16 protein-coding genes and 1 tRNA gene are annotated in these 19,964 nt (G+C 62.4%); 5 read left to right on the top strand and 12 right to left on the bottom strand.

Annotation, left to right across the window (positions count from 1 at the left end):
- Positions 1-9: 9 nt before the first annotated feature.
- A complete protein-coding gene (gene arsJ / locus UIA24_RS08655) occupies positions 10-1,230 on the top strand; it encodes an organoarsenical effux MFS transporter ArsJ (RefSeq protein WP_065761199.1) in 1,221 nt (406 codons plus the stop codon).
- A gap of 8 nt (positions 1,231-1,238) precedes the next feature.
- Here the strand turns inward: arsJ and UIA24_RS08650 are convergent, their stop codons facing one another.
- Positions 1,239-1,973, bottom strand: a complete 735-nt coding sequence (locus UIA24_RS08650) for a phytanoyl-CoA dioxygenase family protein (RefSeq protein WP_330522664.1) — start codon at positions 1,971-1,973, stop codon at positions 1,239-1,241.
- A 292-nt stretch (positions 1,974-2,265) separates the two neighbouring features.
- On the opposite strand from UIA24_RS08650, the gene UIA24_RS08645 reads away from it, so the two are divergent.
- Entirely contained in the window at positions 2,266-2,778 is a 513-nt protein-coding gene (locus tag UIA24_RS08645; protein ID WP_065761197.1) for a GNAT family N-acetyltransferase, read from the top strand.
- A 371-nt stretch (positions 2,779-3,149) separates the two neighbouring features.
- Positions 3,150-3,224 (top strand) — tRNA-Gln (locus UIA24_RS08640).
- A gap of 219 nt (positions 3,225-3,443) precedes the next feature.
- Here UIA24_RS08640 and UIA24_RS08635 read toward each other — a convergent pair.
- Positions 3,444-5,156, bottom strand: coding sequence for an amidase (locus UIA24_RS08635; protein WP_330522663.1), 1,713 nt, complete (start codon positions 5,154-5,156; stop codon positions 3,444-3,446).
- 498 nt (positions 5,157-5,654) lie between these two features.
- Here UIA24_RS08635 and UIA24_RS08630 point away from each other — a divergent pair, with 498 nt between their 5' ends.
- Positions 5,655-6,821, top strand: a complete 1,167-nt coding sequence (locus UIA24_RS08630) for an HPP family protein (protein ID WP_330522662.1) — start codon at positions 5,655-5,657, stop codon at positions 6,819-6,821.
- Here the strand turns inward: UIA24_RS08630 and UIA24_RS08625 are convergent.
- From UIA24_RS08625 to UIA24_RS08595, 7 genes are all read right to left on the bottom strand, one after another.
- Positions 6,795-7,658, bottom strand: coding sequence for a LysR family transcriptional regulator (locus UIA24_RS08625; RefSeq protein ID WP_330522661.1), 864 nt, complete (start codon positions 7,656-7,658; stop codon positions 6,795-6,797). The genes UIA24_RS08630 and UIA24_RS08625 overlap by 27 nt on opposite strands.
- 128 nt (positions 7,659-7,786) lie before the next feature.
- Entirely contained in the window at positions 7,787-8,623 is an 837-nt protein-coding gene (locus UIA24_RS08620; RefSeq protein WP_330522660.1) for a nitrilase family protein, read from the bottom strand.
- A complete protein-coding gene (locus UIA24_RS08615) occupies positions 8,620-10,050 on the bottom strand; it encodes a purine-cytosine permease family protein (RefSeq protein WP_099774674.1) in 1,431 nt (476 codons plus the stop codon). Before UIA24_RS08615 ends, UIA24_RS08620 begins: the two co-directional genes overlap by 4 nt.
- A 166-nt stretch (positions 10,051-10,216) precedes the next feature.
- The gene (gene ada / locus UIA24_RS08610) at positions 10,217-11,299 is read right to left on the bottom strand and encodes a bifunctional DNA-binding transcriptional regulator/O6-methylguanine-DNA methyltransferase Ada (RefSeq protein ID WP_330522659.1); all 1,083 of its coding nucleotides are present in this window, start codon (positions 11,297-11,299) and stop codon (positions 10,217-10,219) included.
- A gap of 134 nt (positions 11,300-11,433) precedes the next feature.
- Positions 11,434-12,090, bottom strand: coding sequence for a DNA oxidative demethylase AlkB (alkB, locus tag UIA24_RS08605; RefSeq protein WP_099774677.1), 657 nt, complete (start codon positions 12,088-12,090; stop codon positions 11,434-11,436).
- A 116-nt stretch (positions 12,091-12,206) separates the two neighbouring features.
- The gene (locus UIA24_RS08600; RefSeq protein WP_330522658.1) at positions 12,207-13,199 is read right to left on the bottom strand and encodes an asparaginase; all 993 of its coding nucleotides are present in this window, start codon (positions 13,197-13,199) and stop codon (positions 12,207-12,209) included.
- Between the two features lie 97 nt (positions 13,200-13,296).
- Positions 13,297-14,739 (bottom strand): alanine/glycine:cation symporter family protein, encoded by a 1,443-nt coding sequence (locus tag UIA24_RS08595; RefSeq protein WP_330522657.1) that lies wholly within the window; start codon positions 14,737-14,739, stop codon positions 13,297-13,299.
- 174 nt (positions 14,740-14,913) lie between these two features.
- Here UIA24_RS08595 and UIA24_RS08590 point away from each other — a divergent pair, with 174 nt between their 5' ends.
- Positions 14,914-15,732 carry a helix-turn-helix domain-containing protein gene (locus UIA24_RS08590; RefSeq protein WP_065761410.1) on the top strand — a complete coding sequence of 273 codons (819 nt, stop codon included), beginning with the start codon at positions 14,914-14,916 and terminating at the stop codon, positions 15,730-15,732.
- Between the two features lie 6 nt (positions 15,733-15,738).
- On the opposite strand, the gene UIA24_RS08585 is transcribed toward UIA24_RS08590, so the two are convergent.
- The 3 genes from UIA24_RS08585 to UIA24_RS08575 are packed head-to-tail and all read right to left on the bottom strand — an operon-like array spanning position 15,739 to position 19,941.
- Complete coding sequence (locus UIA24_RS08585) at positions 15,739-16,809, bottom strand: lipocalin-like domain-containing protein (protein ID WP_330522656.1); 1,071 nt, start codon at positions 16,807-16,809, stop codon at positions 15,739-15,741.
- Positions 16,799-19,276 carry an ABC transporter permease gene (locus tag UIA24_RS08580; protein WP_330522655.1) on the bottom strand — a complete coding sequence of 826 codons (2,478 nt, stop codon included), beginning with the start codon at positions 19,274-19,276 and terminating at the stop codon, positions 16,799-16,801. Before UIA24_RS08580 ends, UIA24_RS08585 begins: the two co-directional genes overlap by 11 nt.
- A complete protein-coding gene (locus tag UIA24_RS08575) occupies positions 19,276-19,941 on the bottom strand; it encodes an ABC transporter ATP-binding protein (RefSeq protein WP_330522654.1) in 666 nt (221 codons plus the stop codon). Before UIA24_RS08575 ends, UIA24_RS08580 begins: the two co-directional genes overlap by 1 nt.
- Between the last annotated feature and the right edge of the window lie 23 nt (positions 19,942-19,964).

Here is a 19,964-nt window from a genome sequence, read left to right as displayed (position 1 = left end):
AGAGTGATCATGCACGCGCTGTCAGCCCTCTCCCCGCAGGTGCGCCAGTACCTGCTGGTCACCGGTAATTACTGGGCCTTTACGCTCACCGACGGTGCACTGCGCATGTTGGTGGTGTTGCACTTCCATGCGTTGGGCTACAGCCCGTTGCAGATTGCGTTCCTGTTCCTGTTCTACGAGATCTTCGGGGTCATTACCAATCTGTTGGGTGGCTACCTTGGCGCCCGGGTGGGTCTGAATCGCACCATGAACATTGGTCTGGGGCTCCAGGTGGCGGCGTTGTTGATGCTTGCCGTACCTGCGGCTTGGCTGACCATCCCTTGGGTGATGGGTGCCCAGGCAATGTCGGGGATTGCCAAAGACCTCAACAAGATGAGCGCCAAGAGTTCAATAAAACTCCTGGTGCCCGACAGTCAACAAGGCACGCTCTACCAGTGGGTAGCGATCCTTACCGGCTCGAAGAACGCATTGAAGGGCGTTGGCTTCTTCCTAGGCGGCGCATTGCTCGCGCTGATGGACTTCAAAAGCGCAGTACTGGTCATGGCGGCGGTCTTGGCGTTGATCTGGCTAGCTAGCCTGTTCTTGCTGAAGAAAGATCTTGGCAGGGCCAAAGGAAAGCCAAAGTTCCGCGACATCCTGTCCAAGAGCCGGGCAATCAATATCCTCTCGGCAGCGCGAATGTTCCTCTTTGGTGCCCGCGATGTGTGGTTCGTGGTGGCCTTGCCGGTCTACCTGAGTAGCGTGTTTGGCTGGGATTTCTGGCAGGTGGGCGGATTCCTGGCTGCCTGGGTGATCGGCTACGGCATTATCCAATCGCTGGCTCCAAACATCACAGGAAAGAAACGCGGCCACGTTCCTGATGGGCGGGCTGCCTTCGTTTGGGCGGGGCTGTTGGCAGGCCTGCCTGCGGCCATTGCCCTGGGACTCTCGGCGGGCGGCTCTCCGCAACTTGTGCTGCTGGGCGGCCTCCTGGTGTTTGGCGCACTGTTTGCCGTGAACTCGTCGCTGCACAGTTACCTGATCGTTTCCTACGCCAAGGAAGACGGGGTGTCCTTGGACGTAGGCTTCTACTATATGTCCAATGCAATGGGACGATTACTGGGCACTGTGTTGTCGGGCTGGATTTATCAGCGTTACGGGCTGGAGGCGTGCTTGTGGGTTTCCACCGCATTCGTCCTGTTGGCCGCACTGATTTCCGTGGCCTTGCCTCGGCACGCGATTGTGCACTAACGATTCAATCAACCGGCCTGAACCACGCTTGGGTCGGTTGAGCGTACAGAATGACCACCATCGTCATACCCAACGAAGGCTAAATCCGAAGGATCGAATCGATCGCTCGTGTCCATCCGTACATTTCGCAGGCCCACTGTTTCCAGGTGCGACGCGTACAGACGCTCAGAAAAATAGCTGATCAGCAGGGTGCGACGGCGTGCGCCGATTGCGTTCAGGCTGGCGGCATGCACCAGATCGACATCAAACACCAGAATGTCACCCGCAGCGCCTGAAAGCTGCACAGATCTGGATTCGTCGTTGAAGTCGAACGGCGGCGCTCCGTGCTCGGGGCGATGGCTGCCGGGGACGATACGGGTTGCGCCGTTCTCAGGGCCATAATCGTCGAAATAAGCTAAAGCGCCGACGATGTCGCCTGGTCGTTGCGCCGACAAGTCGCGGTGCAGTTGCTGATGGCCGCCACCTGCAAGGGGTTCGCGACCCTCGACCTGTGCGAGGAAGAACCGTTCTCCAATCAGCTCGCCAACCACCGTCAGTACCTGCGGCAGACGACACACCGCCTGAACCGTCGCGTCAGTGTCCAGCAGCGAGTGACGCCAGTCCATGCCGCGCGGCACCGGCCATTGGTCAGACGGCTTCACGCCCGCATCGAACACGGCACGAAGGTCACTCAGCCACTCGTTTGGGATTGCGCGACGGAGCAGCACATAACCCTCTCGATGGAGCTGTTCGCGGTCTGTCATAGCGTCCTCAGTTCTCATCGCCACCAACGCGTCTTGCAGGGTGGCCCGGCGCTAGACTAAAGCAATCGACAAAACCGGCCAATGATTCAGCGCAGCGTTTGCGAGCCCACTACGACGATCAGTCAGGTGTGCCAGCAGGACCTTGACGGTGATGGCGTTGCAACACCAACCGCATGATCCTTAGCAACTGCACGGATCACCGGTAGCATTCTTGCCTTTTTTTATAAACAATAGCGCGCGCAAAACGGCCGCTGCCTGCGGCGGTCATTAGTATTTTCTCTTTGAGCTTCCCATGCCTTCGACGACTGACATCACCCTTGAACTGGTGCAGGCCAGCCCTGATCAAATCGAACTGGTGCGTAACCTGTACCAGTTCTATGCCTACGAGTCCTCGGACTGGGAGCAGGAAGACGTTGAACTGGACGGTCGCTTCTATATCCACGATGAGCACCTGCAGCGCTACTGGCAAGAGCCGCAGTGGAGCGCCAACCTGTTGCTGGTCGACGGTTTCATTGCCGGTTTTCTGCTGATCGAGCGCAGTGACTTACCCGGTATCGATGCCCTGGAACTGGCGGATCTGTTCATCCTGAAAAAGTACCGCCGTAAAGGCATCGGGCGTGCTGTAGCGGCCCAGATGCTGATGAGTGCGGAGCATGCCTGGCTGGTGCGTTACTACTATCAGGATGAAGCCGCAGCGGCATTCTGGGGTTCAGTCATGGAGCACCTGCCGCGCGCGGTTCAGGCTATCGAGCCGGATGATGACCCCGAACTGTTGAGCTTCCTGCTACCGCGCGTGGTGCACTGAGTACGCGTAGGGTACTGAAAGCACTGCTAACCTTCGGCCAGTAATCAATTCTTCATGAAATCGAGGTGTTTTCAGTTTGATTTCTACCGTGCAGGAATTTAGTTTCTGCACGCATTTCGCGGGTTCGCAAGGGGCCCGTCCTGGTCGATGCCTCTAGGCGACATTGCTGCAAGCAAACGAGGAATGACGGTAGCCTGATTGGGGGCTCTTGGCGGTGAGACAGTAAATTGCTGTTTTAAAACCGATTTTTTTGTTTTTGAGGCTTCCCATACAGCGCGAAAGTTGATAAATTTCGCACATTCCTGCAGCGGCACTGGTTCGCAAGCTGCAGAATCTTCAATCGAGTGCATGACACTCGTCGCAACAGATACAGGGGCGTCGCCAAGCGGTAAGGCAGCAGGTTTTGATCCTGCCATGCGTTGGTTCGAATCCAGCCGCCCCTGCCATTTTCTATCAGCATCCACGTATGGCTCAGTGCGCAGATTCTGCTCGAGTTCAGGGTGTTCGTCTTTTCGGGAAGCGCGATCCAGTGTTTCCTGAATCAGCAATATTTATATCCATGTAACGTCTCTGGCATAGCACCGATTGGCGCACTGCCATGTCCCAGTGTCCTGCATTTGATGGCCGGGATCGGGGCCTTTACTGCCCCAATCCCGGCATTTCGGTTACTGGCCAGCCGACAGTGGTGGTGTGCGTGGTGGGATCATTCGTTTGTTCCCGGTCGATTCAAACGCGCAAGCAAGGTGCAACAAGTTTGAATCGTCATAGGCACGCCCAGCGAGGGTCAGCCCCACGGGCATACCGATGTCCTTCATCACGCCCATTGGTACGGTGACGGTTGGAACCCCGAGGTGGCGGATGGCGAGGTTGCCGTTGGCGACCCATACGCCGTTGCTCCAGGCAATGTCTGCAGCTTCAGGGTCGACATCGGCATTTGCCGGCCCAACGTCGGCTACTGTCGGGAAGATCACCGCATCCAGGCCAAGCCGTTCCATCCAGTCTTCGAGGTCGATCTTGCGGGTCTTTTCAAGCCCGCGCAGCCCGTCTGGCACGGTCGGGATCTTGTCCCACGGCGTAATCCCGCGCTCGGCCATTCGCACGTATTCGTCCATGCCAGCGGCAAGGTCGCCCTCGCGGTTGGGCAGGGTACCAGGGTCGTGAGGGAAGATCAGCGGGCCGTTCACATCGACCAGACGGTTCAACTTCGGATCGCCGTTGGCCTGCAGGAAGTCATCGAACGCCCAGGCGGTCAAGTCCCACAGTTCGTGATGCAGGAACTCTTTGGACACCAGACCTCGTGTAAACACGGTCGGTGCCCCTGGGCGATCACCCTCGCAATTGGAGACCAGCGGGAAATCGACTTCGATCACTTCAGCCCCGGCGGCTTCGAGTGCCTTGCGAGCGTCTTCCCAGAGCGCAATCACTGACGGGCGGGTATTGATGCGCTGCCCGGTCGGGCCGCCGATGCCGGGGGCCTCAGAAGTGCCCGCTTCGGGGTCTGCATTGATGTACATGCGGGGAACGCCGAGCCGTTTGCCAGCGAGTGCCTCAGGCTTCGCGGCAAGCGACAGGTAGGAGGCAGGACGAACCGAGGCGACACTCGGAATCGGCACCCAGGGCTGCATCCGCCACAGATCGCCGCGGGTGTCGGGATCTTCTGCGACCACCACATCGAGCACTTCGAGCAGGTCGGCCATGGTTCTGGCGTACGGCACGACAACGTCCATCGTCGGCGTCAGTGGCCAGTTGCCGCGCACCGAAATCACCCCACGCGAAGGCGTATAGGCGCACAGGCCGTTGTTCGACGCCGGGCCGCGCCCGCTCGACCAGGTCTCTTCCGCCAGGCCGAAGGCTGCGAAGCTGGCCGCGGTGGCAGTACCGGCGCCGTTCGATGAGCCCGATGCGAAGGGGGCGGTGAGGTAGTCGGCGTTGTAGGGGCTCTCCGCTCGGCCGTAGACCCCACGCTGCATGCCACCGTTGGCCATGGGCGGCATGTTGGTCTTGCCCAGGCAGATCGCACCGGCGGCGCGCAGCCGTTCAATGGTGAACGCGTCGCGATAGGCAATCAGGTCGGCAAATGCCGGGCTGCCAGAGGCGGCGGTGAGGCCCTTGACCAGATAGCTGTCCTTGGCGGTGTAGGGGATGCCATCGAGTGGCCCCAAGGTTTCGCCCCTGGCCCGACGGGCATCGGAAGCCTGCGCGTCCTTGAGTGCGTCAGGGTTGCGAACCACCACTGCATTGAGCGCAGTGGCTGTGCCAGGGGCGTCATAGGCGTCGATCCTGGCGAGGTACGCCTGGACGAGCGCGACCGCTGTTGTCTGCCCGGATTCGAGCGCCGCACGCAGGTCGGCAATGGAAACCTCGGTTACCTCGATCATGCTGCGGGTGCTCCGTCACACGGGGAATTGGATACTGGGATGTCAGTTGTCTGAACAGGGTGTCTCATGTCGGTTCTCATTGCACGGCAGGGGCCGGGCTTGCACGCTGGGCCGGGTAAGCGCTTGGGCGTCCTGTCTATCAACACACCAGGAGCGGGTGCGTTAGTGTAACGGTTTGCTGCTACGGTCGACTTCTATTGAAGCGGCACGTTCTGGCAGTTATTGGTTGCAATACGGCCTGTGACGCACGTCAGTGTGACGTTCTGATAACCATCAGCACATTGCCATTCCCGTCCAGGGTTCAAGGGGGGGAGGCACTCCCTCGTCGCACCCCTCAAAAATAATGCAGTTTCCCCTCATTTTTTTGCATTACCGCCAGCGTACTCATCTCCTTCAGAATCCCTGCGCAATCGAGTTTTGCCCCGCATGGCTGCTTGCGCAAGGTGTATCGCTCGGTATTGACGGTGCGTGTTTTTTCAAAAGGTATTTGCTCCTCCCATGTCTACCCGTGGTCTGCGTCACTGGCTGCAGCGCCTTGCCCCGGCAACGCTGAATATCCCCCCCAAAGAATGGTTTCGCGCCGGTCTTGGCGCGTTGCTCGGTGTTTTGCTCGCGGGCACGGTGTGCAGCGCGCTGTTCGGCAGCGCGGTGGCCCTGCATCTGCTGGGGCCTTTGGCGGCGTCGGCCGTGTTGCTGTTCGGGGTGCACTCCGGGGCGTTGTCACAACCGTGGCCGCTGATCGGTAGCTATGTCATCGCTGCATTGGTGGCGCTAGGGCTGCACCACTGGATCGGCCCCGGGCTGCTGGCCGCCAGTTCGGCGCTGATGTTGGCCATTCTGCTGATGTGCCTGCTGCGTTGTCTGCATCCGCCGGGCGGGGCACTGGCGGTGAGCCTGGCATTGGCGGACCCCTCGCTCGCTGTACTCGGTGTTCAGGTCCTGGAGCCCGTGTTGCTCAACGCCTTGTGCCTGTTGCTGGTGGCGGTGCTGTACCACCGGGCAACCGGGGTGCGCTACCCAAAGACGGCTGCGCCGCGCAAGGACTTGCACCATACCCTCGACCCATTGCCGAGTGAACGGGTAGGGGTCAGTGGCGAAGATCTGGATCAGGCGCTGGAAGCGTTGGGCGAGTTTGTCGATGTCACCCGTGATGAACTGGAACGAATCATCATGGCCACCGAGCAGCAGGCGTTGAAGCGTAGCCTTGGCGGGATTACCGCAGCCAGGGTGATGTCACGGGACGTACAGTTCGCCACGCCCGGCACCACGCTGGAGCAGGCCTGGCAGCAGTTGTCAGGTCATCATGTGAAGGCTTTGCCGGTGCTCGATGAGACGAAGCGCCTGGTCGGGATTGTCAGCCTGAGTGATTTGATTGGCCCGGCCATGGCCCAGCAACGGTTCAGTTGGCGTGCGCTGTTTGGTCGGCGTCAGCCGGTGCGGCTCGAGACGATCATGAGCCGGCGTGTGGTCAGTGTCGGCAGTCAGCAGCAGGCGGTCACGCTGCTGCCGTTGCTCTGTGAGCAAGGGTTGCATTGCCTGCCGGTGCTGGACGGTGAGCAGGTGGTAGGGGTGATCACCCAGACCGACCTGATTGCCGCGCTCAAGCGTCAGTTGCTCAGCAAAGTGGCAACGGTGCGCTCAGATCTGCGGGTCCCAGCGTTGTGACCAGTCATTGTCGCGGGCGACGACTTCGCGTAATACGCTGAACGCCTGTTGCAGCACCTGCGAGTCGCGTTCGCGGGCATACACCAGGTAGGTGGGGTAGGTGAATTCGGGCGCTTGCGGCACGCGCTCGAACACGCCGCTGTCCAGGTAGGCTTGTACCACGCGTGTGCGAAAATAGCCGCTTCCGCCGTGTTCGAGTATGTACTGCAGGGCCATCGGGCCGAGGTTGAAGCTCAGTGCCGGGCGGGCGCATTCGGGCAAGGCTGCATCGTGCAGGCGGCGGAAGACATTGCCCCAATCAATGTAGACGTAGGGTTCGGGCGTGCAGGCCTTGCGAATGCGGATCAGCTTCTCTTCCATCAGTTGCTCGACCTGCAGGCCCGGGCCGTAGCTTGGCTGATAGACCAGCACCGCGTCGAGTACCCCTAGCTCCAGCTCTTGCAGCAAGCTGTTGCGCTCGCCGACTTCACAGCGCACGGCATGGTTTGGCAGTTCCCGCTGCAGGGCACTGACCCAATTGAGCATCAGTGGGTTGCACAGGCTGACTTCGCCGCCGATGTGCAGCACCTGATGGCAGCCATCGGGCAGCGGCAGGTCGCGGCGCGCGGCTTCCCAGGTTTGCACCAGTTGGTTGGCGTACACCACGAAGGCTTCGCCGTCGGCGGTAAGGCTCGCGCCGCTGCGGCTGCGCACGAACAGTTGGCAGGCCAGTTGTTGTTCGAGTTTCTGCACTCGGGCGGTGATGGCGGTCTGTGTGACGTGCAAGCGCTCGGCCGCCGAGGCCAGGCTGCCGCAACGGACGATCTCAAGAAAGGTTCGGGCCAGCTCGATATCCATGAATGCACCTGATCAGCAAGGTGGCCATTCTAGTGGTTTTGTCGGGCATGGGGCGAGGTGTGTGGGTGAGGCAGCGCCGGCAAGGCCGACGCCGGTTTGGCAGGGGCGGTGTCAGCCGCGCAATGCACTCAATCGTAGAGTGCCGGCTGGCGGTCCTGATGTACGTGATTGTTGGCGCTGATGCGCTTGTCGCGAGCCTCGCTGAGGTCCAGGTGGGCGAGGATGATTGCAGGGTCGGCAGCGGCGCCGTGCAGTGGCCCGGCCAAGGGGTAGCCGTTGGCATCGACAATCACCGAGCCGCCGACCCATTCCACACCGCGTTCAGTGCCGCGACGGTCGCAGGCAGCGATATACAGGCGGTTGACCGAGGCGTTGGCCTGCACCCGCACCACTTCAGCAGGACGCTCTCCGGCAGGGCGAGGGCCGTCCGGCCAGTTCACGGGGGCGCACAGCAGTTCGGCGCCGGCCAGTGCCGGCAGGCGCACCCATTCAGGAAACTCCAGGTCGTAGCAGATCATCATGGCAATGCGGCCAAAGCGCGTCTCAACCACCGGCGGCGGGCAGTTGCCGGGGGTAAAGAAACGTTTCTCATCGTTCCACAAGTGCGCTTTGCGGTACACGGCCTGCACGCCGTTGGCATCGATCAATGCCGCGCTGTTGTACAGCTCGTCGCGTTCGGTGCGTTCGCAGAAGCCGCCGACGATGACGACATCCAGCTCCGTGGCCAGCACCGCCCATTGGCGCAGGGTTTCACCGTGGGCGGTTTCAGCCAGGCTCAGGGCTTCGGCCTTGTCGATGAAGACGTAGCCGCTCTGTACCAACTCTGGCAGAACCACCACCTGCGCGCCCTGGCTGGCTGCCGCACGTATGGCGGCCAGTGCCTGTTGCCGATTGTGCTCAAGGTCGCCGACCCTGGGGGCCAACTGGCAGCATGCGACGGTGAGGTGTGTGGGCGTTGATTTCATCGTGTGGCTTCCTCAAGCTGGCGGTCGTTGGCGGCCAGCAGGCGTTGTTCGGCGTTCAGGTCCAGGGTTCGACAGAGGCGTGCATAGATCACACCGGTTACCAGCAGGCCAACGGCGAAGGCAATGTCGGCACCGCCGAGGGCGGCGGCTGCGGGGCCGGTGTAGAAGCTCAGCGACATGAACGGCACCATCGCCAGCAGGCCGATGCCGTAGGCGCTCAGGCCGGCCTTGCCCCAGGCGCCGTAAATGCCATTGGGATTGAAGATCTCGCTGATCACATAGTGACCCTTGCGCACACCGTAGAAGTCGACGAGGTTCACCGCCGTCCATGGCACCAGGAAGTACAGCATCAACAGGATGAAGGTGTTGAAGCTGCCCAGGTAACTCTCGGGAATCGCCAGCGCGACGATGAAGACGATGGCAGCGATGATGGCAATGCCAGAGACGCGGATTTTCAGTGACGGGGTGACTTTGCGGAAGCTGTCGATGGCACTGATGCTGGTAAGCATCGCCCCGTAGCAGTTGACGGCCATGATGCCGACCAGCGCCGGTATCGAGATCAGTACGGTAAAGGTGCCCAGCCCCGGGATGAACTGGTTGCCCACTTCACGCACGCTGCCGATGGCATCCGGCGATGGCAGGGCCGAGGCCAGGAAGGCGCCGAGCGACATCAGCCACAGGGCCGATCCGGCCGCGCCGAGGTAGGTCCAGAACACCACCTTGCGGGCAGGCGTATCATGAGGCAGGTAGCGCGAGTAGTCAGAGACGTACACCGAGTAGCTGATCTGGTAGCCCGCTGCTGCAGAGAGTTGTACCAGGAAGGCACCCCAGGAGAAGTGTGCGTTGTCCAGGGCCGCATCGGCCTGCAGGGTCATCACGGCGCTGACGGTCAAGGCGCCGAACACCACGATCATCACGTAGGTCAGCCAGCGTTGAACCGTGTGCAGCAGGTCGTGACCCACCACCGCCAGCACCACGGCAACGGCGATGACGCCCAGGTACCAGGGGGCACGCTGGCCGGGCAGTACGGTGTTGATGGCGTCAGTGGCGAGGATAACGTTGAACACATTGAAACCGATGTACACGAACACCACGGCAGCGAAGGGCACGATGGCGCCTTTGAGGCCGAACTGGGCGCGTGACTGGATCATCTGTGGCAGGCCCATGCGGGGGCCCTGGTTGGCGTGAAAGGCCATGAAGAAGGTGCCGAAGCAGACGCCGATAATGATCGCAAGTATCGAGTACAAGGCGCCGAGGCCGAGTGCGGGGCCGGTGAACCCGGTGACCATGGTGGTGAGGACGAAGTTGCCGGTAAACCAGAATGGTGCCTGATGCCAGACCTTGCCATGGCGTTCGGTGCGCGGCACGTAGTCGATGGAGCGAACCTCGATTTTCGGTCGAGCGGTGACCTTGTTGGCGTTGCTCACTGGGAACCTCATGTCTTGTTGTTGTGTACGCGTGTAATGGGCCCGCACTGGCGGACATAAGTGGGGTGGATGTTCCGACAGTGAGTAAGGTCGAGGGAATCGGCGTAGGGAAATAATTACTTCAGAAATTTCTGAAGTAATACCGGCGGTTACTTGAGACCGGTCATCAGGGCCTGACTTCACGCGCCAGCAAGGCGCGTTTGCGCTCTACGCCCCAGCGGTAGCCCGACAGGTTGCCGTCGCTGCGCACCACGCGATGGCAGGGGATGGCCACGGCCAGTGTGTTCGCGGCGCAGGCCTGAGCCACGGCGCGCACCGCCTTCGGTGAGCCAATGCGCTCGGCGATCTGCGCGTAGCTGGCGGTGCTGCCCGCCGGGATTTCGCGCAAGGCCTGCCATACCCGTTCCTGGAAGGCCGTGCCCCGCACATCCAGAGGCAGGTTCAGACCCAGGGCCGGGGCTTCGACGAAGCCAACCACGGTAGCGATCAGTTGCTCGAAGTTGGTGTCTGCGCCGATGAAATTGGCATTGGGGAACATGTCTTGCACGTCGTGCAGCAGCTGTTGCGGGTCGTCTCCCAGGAGAATCGCGCAAATACCCCGCGCGCTCTGCGCGACCAGAATCGAGCCCAGTGAGCACTCACCCACGGCAACGCGGATATCCAGGTGCTGGCCTCCGGCGCGATAATCACTCGGGCGCATGCCAAGCAGGTGGTCCGAAGCCGCATAGAAACGGCTGTTGGAGTTGAAGCCCGCCTCATACAAGGCATCGGTGACCCGGCCGCCAAGTGCCAGTTGCTCGCGTACCCGGCGTGCGCGGTGGGCATTGGCGTAGCCCTTTGGGGTCAGGCCGGTCACGGACTTGAACACCCGATGAAAGTGAAACGGGCTCAAACCGGCATAGGCTGCCAGGTCAGCGAGGGTGGGGAGTTCAGTGCTGCTCTCGATCAGCCGGCAGGCATCGGCCACTCGCGCTGCATGCTGGGCCAGCACTATGGACGGCAAAGCCCCGGCACGTTTCGAGGGACGATAGCCGGCCGCCTCTGCTGCCTCTGGCGTGTTGAAAAACTCGACGTTTTCCGCTCGCGGCAATCGGGCAGTGCTGCCCGGGTGGCAGTACACGCCGGTGGTGCGTACGGCATAGACAAACTGCCCATGGGCGGTCGTGTCACGTGCCAGTACGGCTTGCCAGCGCGGGTCTTGTTCAACTGCAGTGGCCGGCACTGTGGTGCTGTCCTTGTCTGTGTTCATAATGCTGTTCCCGCTGTCAGTGACCTACAGGCTGCACGTTAAGCCGCTACCCGCAGTAAGGCACTCCGACTCTTGCGGTTGAATTCCATAGGCAGCATGAGCCACTCATCAAGACACGATGAATCGCTGCTTCGTCAACCTGCCTTACGGAAGGTGAAGTTGATGCGTTGCGCGCCCATCACTGAATGCAGCGCCTCCTTGATCGGCGCTACACCATGGTAACGCAACCGGTCTTCACCGCCCCAGACCACCACATCGCCATGAAACAGTGGCACGCGTTGGGGCTTGTCAGCCCGGTGATGGCCGCCAAAGAGGAAGGTGGCCGGGATACCAAGAGACACCGAGATGATCGGCCAGGTGTAGTCGCGTTCATCTTTGTCCTGGTGCAGGGACATCCGCGAACCGGGTTGATATTGGTTGACCAGGCAGGCATCGGGCACAAAGTCGGGGAAACCTGCTGCCTTTGCCGCCGCTGTCGCAAGCGCCAGAAACGCGCTTGGAAGTTCCGGCCAGGGCTGCCCGCTGGCGGGGTCGATCGGGCTGTAGCGGTAGCCGCTGCGGTCGCTTGTCCAGCCCAGATGCCCGCAGTTGGTCAGGGCCACGGACATGCTGAAACCGCCTGGGGTGACCATGTTCCGAAACGGCGCGACTTCGCAGATGTGGGCCAGGGCCGGCAGCACTGCCTCGACGAAGGGCAGGGCAAAGCCGCGCAACACGCAGGCCTGGTGTGCCAGGGGTTCCATGGCCTGCGTCGGTGTGTGCAGACCTTCAAACAGATCGAGTGTGCTCATGGTGCTTGCTTCGCGGTTGTGAGGATGCGGCCATTTGGCCCGTCACATCAGCACCAATGTACTCCATTACGTGGGCACCGGGCTCAACTGCGCGCCAGCCCGTGCCCAGTGGTCGGTCAGGCCGCGCGTTCACCGCACAGGTCCAGGGCGAACCAGTGTTCGGCCTCGCCCACACTCAGCCCGGCGCCGAGCAGGGCGAACAGCTTGCCCAAGGCCGCTTCCCGGGTCATGCCGCCACCGGAGACCAGGCCGACATCGCGCAGGCGGCTGCCGGCGGCGTAGGTGTCGAACAGTACGCTGCCTTGTGGGCACTGGCTGATGGCCGCCAGCACTACGCCGCGCTGACGCGCTTCACTCAGCACCTGCAGCAGTGCGGCATCGTCGGATGGCCCGGTACCGCTGCCGTAGCATTCCAGCAGCAGGCCCTGGATGCCGCTGTTCAGCACGCTGCGAAGCTGTTCAGCCTGAAAGCCGGGGAACAGTGGCAGCACCGCCAGCTTGACCGGTGTGCGTGGCTGGCGATAGCACAGGCGTGCTGGCAGTGTTTCAGCGCGAGCGCCTTCACGATGACGAGGCAGTTCGGCGAACGCATCGAAGGCTTCGCTGCGCAGCTTGCTGGCACGGGCACCGTGCAGCAGGGCACCGTGAAAGTACAGGTGTACGCCGTCCTCGATACCCGAGGCCATGATGCCGAGGGCGCCCTTGAGGTTCTGCCAGGCATCGCTGTTCGGTGCGCCCGCCGGCAGCATCGAGCCGGTCAGCACCACCGGAACATTCAGGCCGAGCAACAGGAATGACAGCGCCGCTGCGCTGTAGGCCAGGGTGTCGGTACCGTGCAGCAGCAGGACGCCGTCGTGGCCATCTTCGACCACGGCGTTGACGATGGTGTCACGCATGGCCAGCCAGTTCGCTTGCTGCATGTTGGCGCTGTCCAGCAACGGTTCCAGTTCAAGCAGGCGCCAGGCAGGTGCCGGTGTATCGGGGTGCTCCAGCAGGTAATCGTGCAAGCGTGCCTCGAAGCCGCTGGCCGGGGCCAGGCCTTGTGGCGTTTGCAGCATGCCGATGGTGCCGCCGGTATAGAGGACAAGAAGGTTCTTTACTGCGCGCATGGGAAGCGTCCAGGCAGATGGAAAGTGCGGTGTGAAAGATCGCGGGAGCAGTGGCAGGGAAGGCCGCCCCGGCATAGGGCGGCCTTCAGGTGGTCACTCAGCGTTGCGCCGGTGCCAGTTGGGGTTCAGCGAGCGCCGGGCTTTCGGCGTGTTGGCCCACGGGCCAGGCTTGCGGGTCCAGGTCGAGGTCGGCGAAGCGTGCGGCGTCGAACACCGGTTGCGCGATGCCGGCACGGCGCTGCTCGTCATAGTCGCGCATGACCCGCAGGCCGACCTTGAACAGCATGGCCAGGGCGGCCAGGTTGACGAAGGCCAGGCAGGTCATGGTGATGTCGGCAAAGGCGAAGACGGTGGAGAGGTCTTGCACCGACCCCCACAGGATCAGCAGTACCACCAGGCCACGGTAGGCGATCAGCACCAGCCGGTTGCGGCTGAGGAACTGCAGGCTGGTTTCGCCCAGGTAGTAGTTGTAGAGGATGCAGGTGAAGACGAACAGCGATAGCGCAACGCTGACGAACAGACGCCCCCAGTCACCGACTACCGCAGCCAGCGAGTTCTGGGTCAGGGCAATACCGTCACCTTCAAAACCAGGCGTGTAGAAACCCGACAGCAGGATCAGCAGAGCGGTGCAGGTGCAGATCACAAAGGTGTCGAGGAACACGCTGAAGGCTTGTACCACGCCTTGTGCGGCTGGGTGGCGCACCGCGGCAACAGCGGCGACGTTAGGCGCACTGCCCAGGCCCGCTTCGTTGGCGAAAACCCCGCGCTTCACGCCCATGACGATGGCGCTGCCCAGCAGACCGCCGAATGCCGGGTCGAGGCCAAAGGCGCTCTTGATGATGGTTTCCAGCATGGCCGGCACGTGCTCGATCTGGGTGATGATCACGTACAGGGTGACACCGATGTAGGCCAGGGTCTTGACCGGTACCAGCAGGTCGGACACCGAGGCGATACGTTTGATGCCGCCGATGAACACCACGCAAAGCAAGGCTGCCAAGGCAAAGCCGGTCTGCTGTGGTTCAAAGCCAAACGCGTTTTGCAGCGAGTGGGTAACGGTATAGGACTGCAGGCCGTTGAAGGTGAAGCCATAGGTCACCAGCAGCAACACGGCAAACACCACTGCCATCCAGCGCAGTTTCAGGCCATGCTGGATGTAGTACGCCGGGCCGCCACGGTACAGGCCGTCTCCGTCGCTGCGTTTGTAGACCTGGGCCAGGGTGCATTCAAAAAAGCTGCTGGACATACCGACCAGTGCAGTAACCCACATCCAGAACACCGCGCCTGGGCCGCCGAGGGTAACGGCAATGCCGACACCGGCGATGTTCCCGGCACCGACACGGCCGGCAAGGCTCAGCATCAGGGCCTGGAACGAACTCAGTTGGCCTGCCTGGCCGCGCAGCGATTCCTTGAACACACTGAACATGTGGCCGAAATGACGGAACTGGACGAAACGAGAGCGCAAGGTGAAGTAGCTACCCAGTCCGACGATCAGCACGATGAGGAGTTTCCCCGAAAGGAAATCGTTGAGCGCTTCGAGCATGAAGAGACCTCGATTCTTATTGTTTAAGTGAAAGACAAACGACCGCAACAGTGCGGTGCAGGCATGGCGCGCATGGTTGGCCAAGAAAAGCCTGGTTACAATTTCGCGGGTTGATCTGAAATGATGCGACTTGATGCTAAACTGGCGCCGCTAGCATCAATCGGAAGTGCATCAATGAGTGAAAACCTGGGCGTAAACCTCAAACTGGCTTGCAGCCACTACCGCTCTATCTCGGAGGTTTGCCGCCAGCTGTCGATCAACCGTGGACAGTTCAACAAGTACCTCAGCGGCCAGAGCCAACCGACGCCTTACAACCTCAAGCGCATCGGCGACTTTTTCGGTGTCGAGGATTACGAGCTGGGTTTGCCGCCAGAGCAGTTCGCCCGTCTCATCGGCGCGCGCGTTACCGTACTGCCTGGCGCCGGTCAGGAGGACCCGCTGGTCGAGTTGCTGCGTCCTTTGCGCGATCACGGCGGTAACTTGTCGCGTTACTGCGGTTACTACTTCGAGTACTCCAACTGCATGTCGGTGCCGGGCTCGATCCTGCTGTCACTGGTGCACTTGCGTGAAGAGCGGGGTACCTTCCTGTTCGAACGCCAGGAGCGTCAGGAACGCACCAGCAGCATCGACGTACAGGCCGAAGACTGGGTGCGTTGCCGCTACCTGGGGGCAGCGTTCCAACTGCAGGATCGCCTGTTTCTGGTCGACTACGAGTCGTTGACGGTCAACGAGATGAGCCAGACCATCCTCATCCCCAGCTTCAAGAGCCGCATCACCCGCCTCAATGGGCTGAAGACCGGAGTCTCCAGTGGTGACCGGCGCACCCCGACCTGCACCCGAGTGGTGTGGGAGTACCTGGGGCCGGAAATCAACCGGATCAATGCTTACCGTCAGGTCCGCTTGTACCGGCCGGATGATCCGCGCATCGATGATGATGTGCGTGCGCGCCTGGAGGTTGGGCCCATCCGTAACGGTTTGTTCGAGATTGCCTGAGCGTCGTCAGTAGCCGGTCATCTCCAGGTAACCACGCCCGGTATTGCTGCCCAGCAGTTGCACCGGGCCTTCCCAGTAGGCAACGGTAGTACCCATCCAGGCATGGGGTTGCAGGGCCGCGACCTGTACGTCCAGGTTGTGCGTGGCGACTTGCAAGCGCCAGCGAGTGGGGAGCTGCTTGCCGTTGTCCTGGCGCGTCCAGGCTTGCGGGTCGAGCCGGATTTGCTCGCTTCGCAACGGCTCGGCGTGGCCGTCGGGGCTGATCCAGGTACCTGCTCGATAGGGCTGGCCGTCGCGTTGGCGCACCTGGAACAGCATCAGCTTGGCGCCGTTCTCCAGGTGCAGGGAGAACCAGTCCCACCCCTGTTGTGTGTTGCTCAGCGGCTGGCTGCTCCATTCCCGGTCGAGCCAGGCGCGTCCCGTGACCGGGTAGCGTTGGCCATGGCGTTCAACCTCGCCACTGACCTGATAAAACGGTTGGCTGTAGTAGTACGACGCTTGGCCCTGGCCAGACTTCTCGCTGTAGCCGCGGTCGCCATGCAGCACCAGCGGCCCTTGGCTGATCAGTTGCAGGCGATAGCTGAAGCCGTTGCCGGTAGCGCGCATCTGCAACTGGTCAAGCCCTTGGCCTGCCGTGCTGGCCAGTGACCAGTCGTCGATCCAGGCACGGAAGGGGTACGCGTCGACACCCGCCTGGCCGATGCCGCCACGGGCAAGGGTCTGGCTGAACTGATGGCTGGACGCGCTGCTCAGCGCGGCGTGCCCCAGCCACACGGTCGGGCTGGACCAGCCGGCTACCTCGGCACCTGGGCGCAAGGCGGAGCGGAACAGGGTCCATTGCACGCCCCAGTCATGTCCTTGCTCGTCGGTGAGATTGGCCGTGACGTACCACCACTCGATGCGGTAGCCCGCATGGGCGCCGTGGTCAGCAGGAAAACTCAGCGCTTGTCCACGCACTACCGGTGTGTAGGTCGCAGTTGCCTGGCCAAGCCCGGCAAAGCCCTCAGTCGCTGGCGGGGCCTTGTCGCACCCGCTCAGCAGCAGGGCACAGGCGATGATCCGGACCTTACGCTTCATCGGCGAATTGCCTCAACAGGTCAGCCGGTTGGCTGCGCAGCAGTTGCCACAACGGCCCGATGGCCGCCAACAGGCTGGTCAGCAGGCCCAGTACAACCAACTGCAGCAGTTGTGATGGAAACACCTGCAACGGCAGCCGCCAGCCAAAGGCCTGCACATTGACCACAGCAACCAGGCACCAGGCCAGTAACAGCCCCAAGGGGATTGCCAGCAACACCGTCAGGCCGGCCAGCATCAAGGTTTGCCCCAGGCTCAACCAGGCCAGCGTGCGCCGCTCGACACCCAGCGCCCACAGCGGGGCCAACTGCCCGAGGCGGCTCTGGCCAAGGGTCAGCAAACTGATGAACAGCGCCACTCCGGCGACCGCCAGGGTCAGGCTGTTCAGCGCAGCGGTGGCGACGAAGGTGCGCTCGAAGACCTCGCGGGACCAGCGTTTGAGGGACGCCTGATCGGTCAGCTGGTTGCTGTCCAGGGCAAACTGTTGTTGCAGCTGCGCCATCAGTGGCGCTACCTGCTGTGCGGCCAGGCGCACGCTCAGGGCGTAGAAATCCGCCTCGGGCCAGTAGCGTTGTAACCAATCGGCACTGACCAGCAGGTGCCCCTTCGGGTTGCCATAGTCGGCATACACCCCGACAACCCTGAGGCTGGGCGCTGCAGCCGGGGCAGGCAGTGACAGGCGATCACCCAGGCTCAGGTGAAGGTGGCGGGCCAGTTGTTCGCTGAGCATCACGCCCTGGCCGGTGGCCAGTTGTCGCCAGGCGTCATCCTGTTGCTCAAGTAGCGTCCAGTGCTGCGGGTAGTAAGGGTGATCGGTGATGCCAAAGAGCTGGGCGGGCCAACCCTGCAGGCGCAGTTCTACGCGCCATCGCGGCAGCACGGCTTCGACCTGCGGCTGGGCAGTCAGCCAGTCATTGATCGCCTGCGCTTGTGCAGTATCGCGTGGGCTCAGGTAAAGCTCGGCGGCAAGACGCTGGTCGAGCCAGCTCATGAAGGTCTTGCGAAAGCCTTCGGTCATGCTGCCCACGCCCACACTGGCGCTCAAGGCCAACAGCAGTGCCATCAGGGCAAGGGCCAGCGCCGGTAGCTGTTGGCGGCTGTCGGCGATGAACCAGTGCGCCAGCGGCCGCTGACAGTAGCGTGCGAGCAGCAGCAACGCTGCGTCGAGCAAGGCCGGCAGCAGCAGAGCGGCGGCCAGCAGCAAGGCAGTGATCATCACAAAGGCGATACGCAGGCTGTCACCGAACCGCCAGCAGGCCAAGGCCAGCAGCGCCAGGCCAAACGCCAACAGGACCTGGCGGCGTAACCAGAGGCTTTGTGCCGCCTGCCAGGCGTGTGGTTGTGCCAGGGCCAGCAGTGGCAGGCGAGCTGCGCGCAACAGGCTGTTTGCTCCGGCCAAGAGCGCACCGAGCAGGCTGATGGTCAGGCCCGTCAGCCACCATGTGGGTGACAGGCTCAGTTGCCCGGCCACCTGCACACCGTAGAGGCCGCGCAGGCTGGCAGCGACGTCATCCAGCAGCAAGGCCGCCAGCAGGTAACCGCTGAGCACGCCAGCCAGACCGCCCAACAGGGCAAACAGGCCAAGCTCAAGTGCCAGTGCGCTGACCAGCGCGGCGAGGCTTACGCCGCAGGCGCGCAAGGTGCGTAACAGGCTGCGGCGTTGCTCCAGGGCCAGGCCAATGGCGGCATGCACGATAAACAGGCCGACCAGGAACGCCAGCAGGCCAAGGGCGCTTAGGTTCAGGTGGAAACTCTCGGTCAGGCGCTGCAAGTCCTGTGCGTCGCTTGAAGTGTGCAGTTGCAACGTGCCAGCCAGGTTGGCCGGCAGGCGCGGTGCGCTGTCGGCGAAGGCCGCTGGCATCAGCAGCCGTGAAACCTGCCCTGGCGCTTTCAGCAGTGTTTGCGCGTAGCCAATATCGACAACGATCACCCCAGGGGCCAATTGCGCCTGCACGTGCAGGGGCGGCAGGTATTGGCCATCTTCGGTCTGCACCTGGGCGCCCGGTTTCAGGCCAAGGCGTTGCAAGGTGTCTGGGCCGACCCAGGCTTGCCCGGGCGGGCCAATGAAGCCGCCAAGGTCGAGTCCTTCGTTGGCTTGCCCGGCGATGGCTGATCCCTGGGGCAGGGTGAGCGGTTCGATGCCGATGAGCCGCACGTTAAGCGAGGCATCACCCACAAGGTTCAGGCGGCCTTCGAGCAGCGGCGAAACGGGCCAGCCCTCACGGCGCAGCGCAACATAGACCGCTTGGCCGATGTGCGGGCCTTGGCGTGGTGCCCAATATGCCTGCGCCACGCCGCCGAGTACGGCGCTGGCCCGGGCGTAGTCGGCCCGTGCCTGGGTATTGAGTGCCTGTACGCCGGCCCACAGTGCGGTAGCCAGCCAGAGCCCGGTGAAAATGCTGAAGCACTGCAGCGGGTGGCGCCGCCAGTGGCTGAGCAGGGCCTGGAGGCTGATCCTCAGGCTGCTCATTACACCGCCTGGGGCTGGACACGGCCCAGGTGCAGATAGCATTGCCGGGAGAGTCGGGCAGCCAGGCGTGGGCTGTGGGTGACCATCAACAGGCTGCTGCCGGCCTCACCGACCAGCCGCAGGAGCAGCTCGAGTACTGTGTCGCTGCTGGCTTCGTCGAGGCTGCCCGTCGGTTCGTCGGCCAGCATCAGCGAGGGCTTTGCTGCCAGCGCGCGGCCAATGGCCAGGCGTTGCTGTTGGCCACCGGAAAGTTGTTCGGGGTAACGCTCAAGCAAGGGGCGCAGCCCCAGTTGTTCGGCCAGGTAGGTGGCCCAGGCGGGGTCGTGACGCTCTGCCAGGCGCGCTTGAAAGGTCAGGTTCGCGGCCACATCAAGGCTGCTGATCAAGTTGTACTGTTGGAATACCAGGCCAATGCCGAGCCGTCGCCAGCGTGCCAGCTCCGCTTCCCGACGCCCTTGAAGCGGTGTGCCATCGATCAGAATGTGCCCGCTGTCTGCCCGTTCCAGGCCTGCGATCAGGTGCAGCAGGGTGCTCTTGCCGCTGCCGGACTCGCCCATCAACGCCATGCTCGACCCGTTGGGCAGGTGCAGGTCTACGCCCCGCAGAACCGGCAGTGTGCCTTGGGCGGTGGTGAAGGACTTGTACAGGTTTTCGACCTTTAGCATGGGTAGCACACTTGCACGGGGAG

It is taken from the genome of Pseudomonas sp. AL 58, assembly GCF_036348395.1.
Lineage (GTDB): Bacteria > Pseudomonadota > Gammaproteobacteria > Pseudomonadales > Pseudomonadaceae > Aquipseudomonas > Aquipseudomonas defluvii.
The sequence above is the reverse complement of the archived record's forward strand: the minus strand, read 5'-3'. Positions and strand labels throughout refer to the sequence as shown.

Bases quoted from the DNA above. Each gene is read 5' to 3' on its own strand.
- arsJ (WP_065761199.1), top strand. From the start codon at position 10: ATGCACGCGCTGTCAGCCCTCTCCCCGCAGGTGCGCCAGTACCTGCTG.
- UIA24_RS08650 (WP_330522664.1), bottom strand. From the start codon at position 1,973: ATGACAGACCGCGAACAGCTCCATCGAGAGGGTTATGTGCTGCTCCGT.
- UIA24_RS08645 (WP_065761197.1), top strand. From the start codon at position 2,266: ATGCCTTCGACGACTGACATCACCCTTGAACTGGTGCAGGCCAGCCCT.
- UIA24_RS08635 (WP_330522663.1), bottom strand. From the start codon at position 5,156: ATGATCGAGGTAACCGAGGTTTCCATTGCCGACCTGCGTGCGGCGCTC.
- UIA24_RS08630 (WP_330522662.1), top strand. From the start codon at position 5,655: ATGTCTACCCGTGGTCTGCGTCACTGGCTGCAGCGCCTTGCCCCGGCA.
- UIA24_RS08625 (WP_330522661.1), bottom strand. From the start codon at position 7,658: ATGGATATCGAGCTGGCCCGAACCTTTCTTGAGATCGTCCGTTGCGGC.
- UIA24_RS08620 (WP_330522660.1), bottom strand. From the start codon at position 8,623: ATGAAATCAACGCCCACACACCTCACCGTCGCATGCTGCCAGTTGGCC.
- ada (WP_330522659.1), bottom strand. From the start codon at position 11,299: ATGAACACAGACAAGGACAGCACCACAGTGCCGGCCACTGCAGTTGAA.
- alkB (WP_099774677.1), bottom strand. From the start codon at position 12,090: ATGAGCACACTCGATCTGTTTGAAGGTCTGCACACACCGACGCAGGCC.
- UIA24_RS08600 (WP_330522658.1), bottom strand. From the start codon at position 13,199: ATGCGCGCAGTAAAGAACCTTCTTGTCCTCTATACCGGCGGCACCATC.
- UIA24_RS08595 (WP_330522657.1), bottom strand. From the start codon at position 14,739: ATGCTCGAAGCGCTCAACGATTTCCTTTCGGGGAAACTCCTCATCGTG.
- UIA24_RS08590 (WP_065761410.1), top strand. From the start codon at position 14,914: ATGAGTGAAAACCTGGGCGTAAACCTCAAACTGGCTTGCAGCCACTAC.
- UIA24_RS08585 (WP_330522656.1), bottom strand. From the start codon at position 16,809: ATGAAGCGTAAGGTCCGGATCATCGCCTGTGCCCTGCTGCTGAGCGGG.
- UIA24_RS08580 (WP_330522655.1), bottom strand. From the start codon at position 19,276: ATGAGCAGCCTGAGGATCAGCCTCCAGGCCCTGCTCAGCCACTGGCGG.
- UIA24_RS08575 (WP_330522654.1), bottom strand. From the start codon at position 19,941: ATGCTAAAGGTCGAAAACCTGTACAAGTCCTTCACCACCGCCCAAGGC.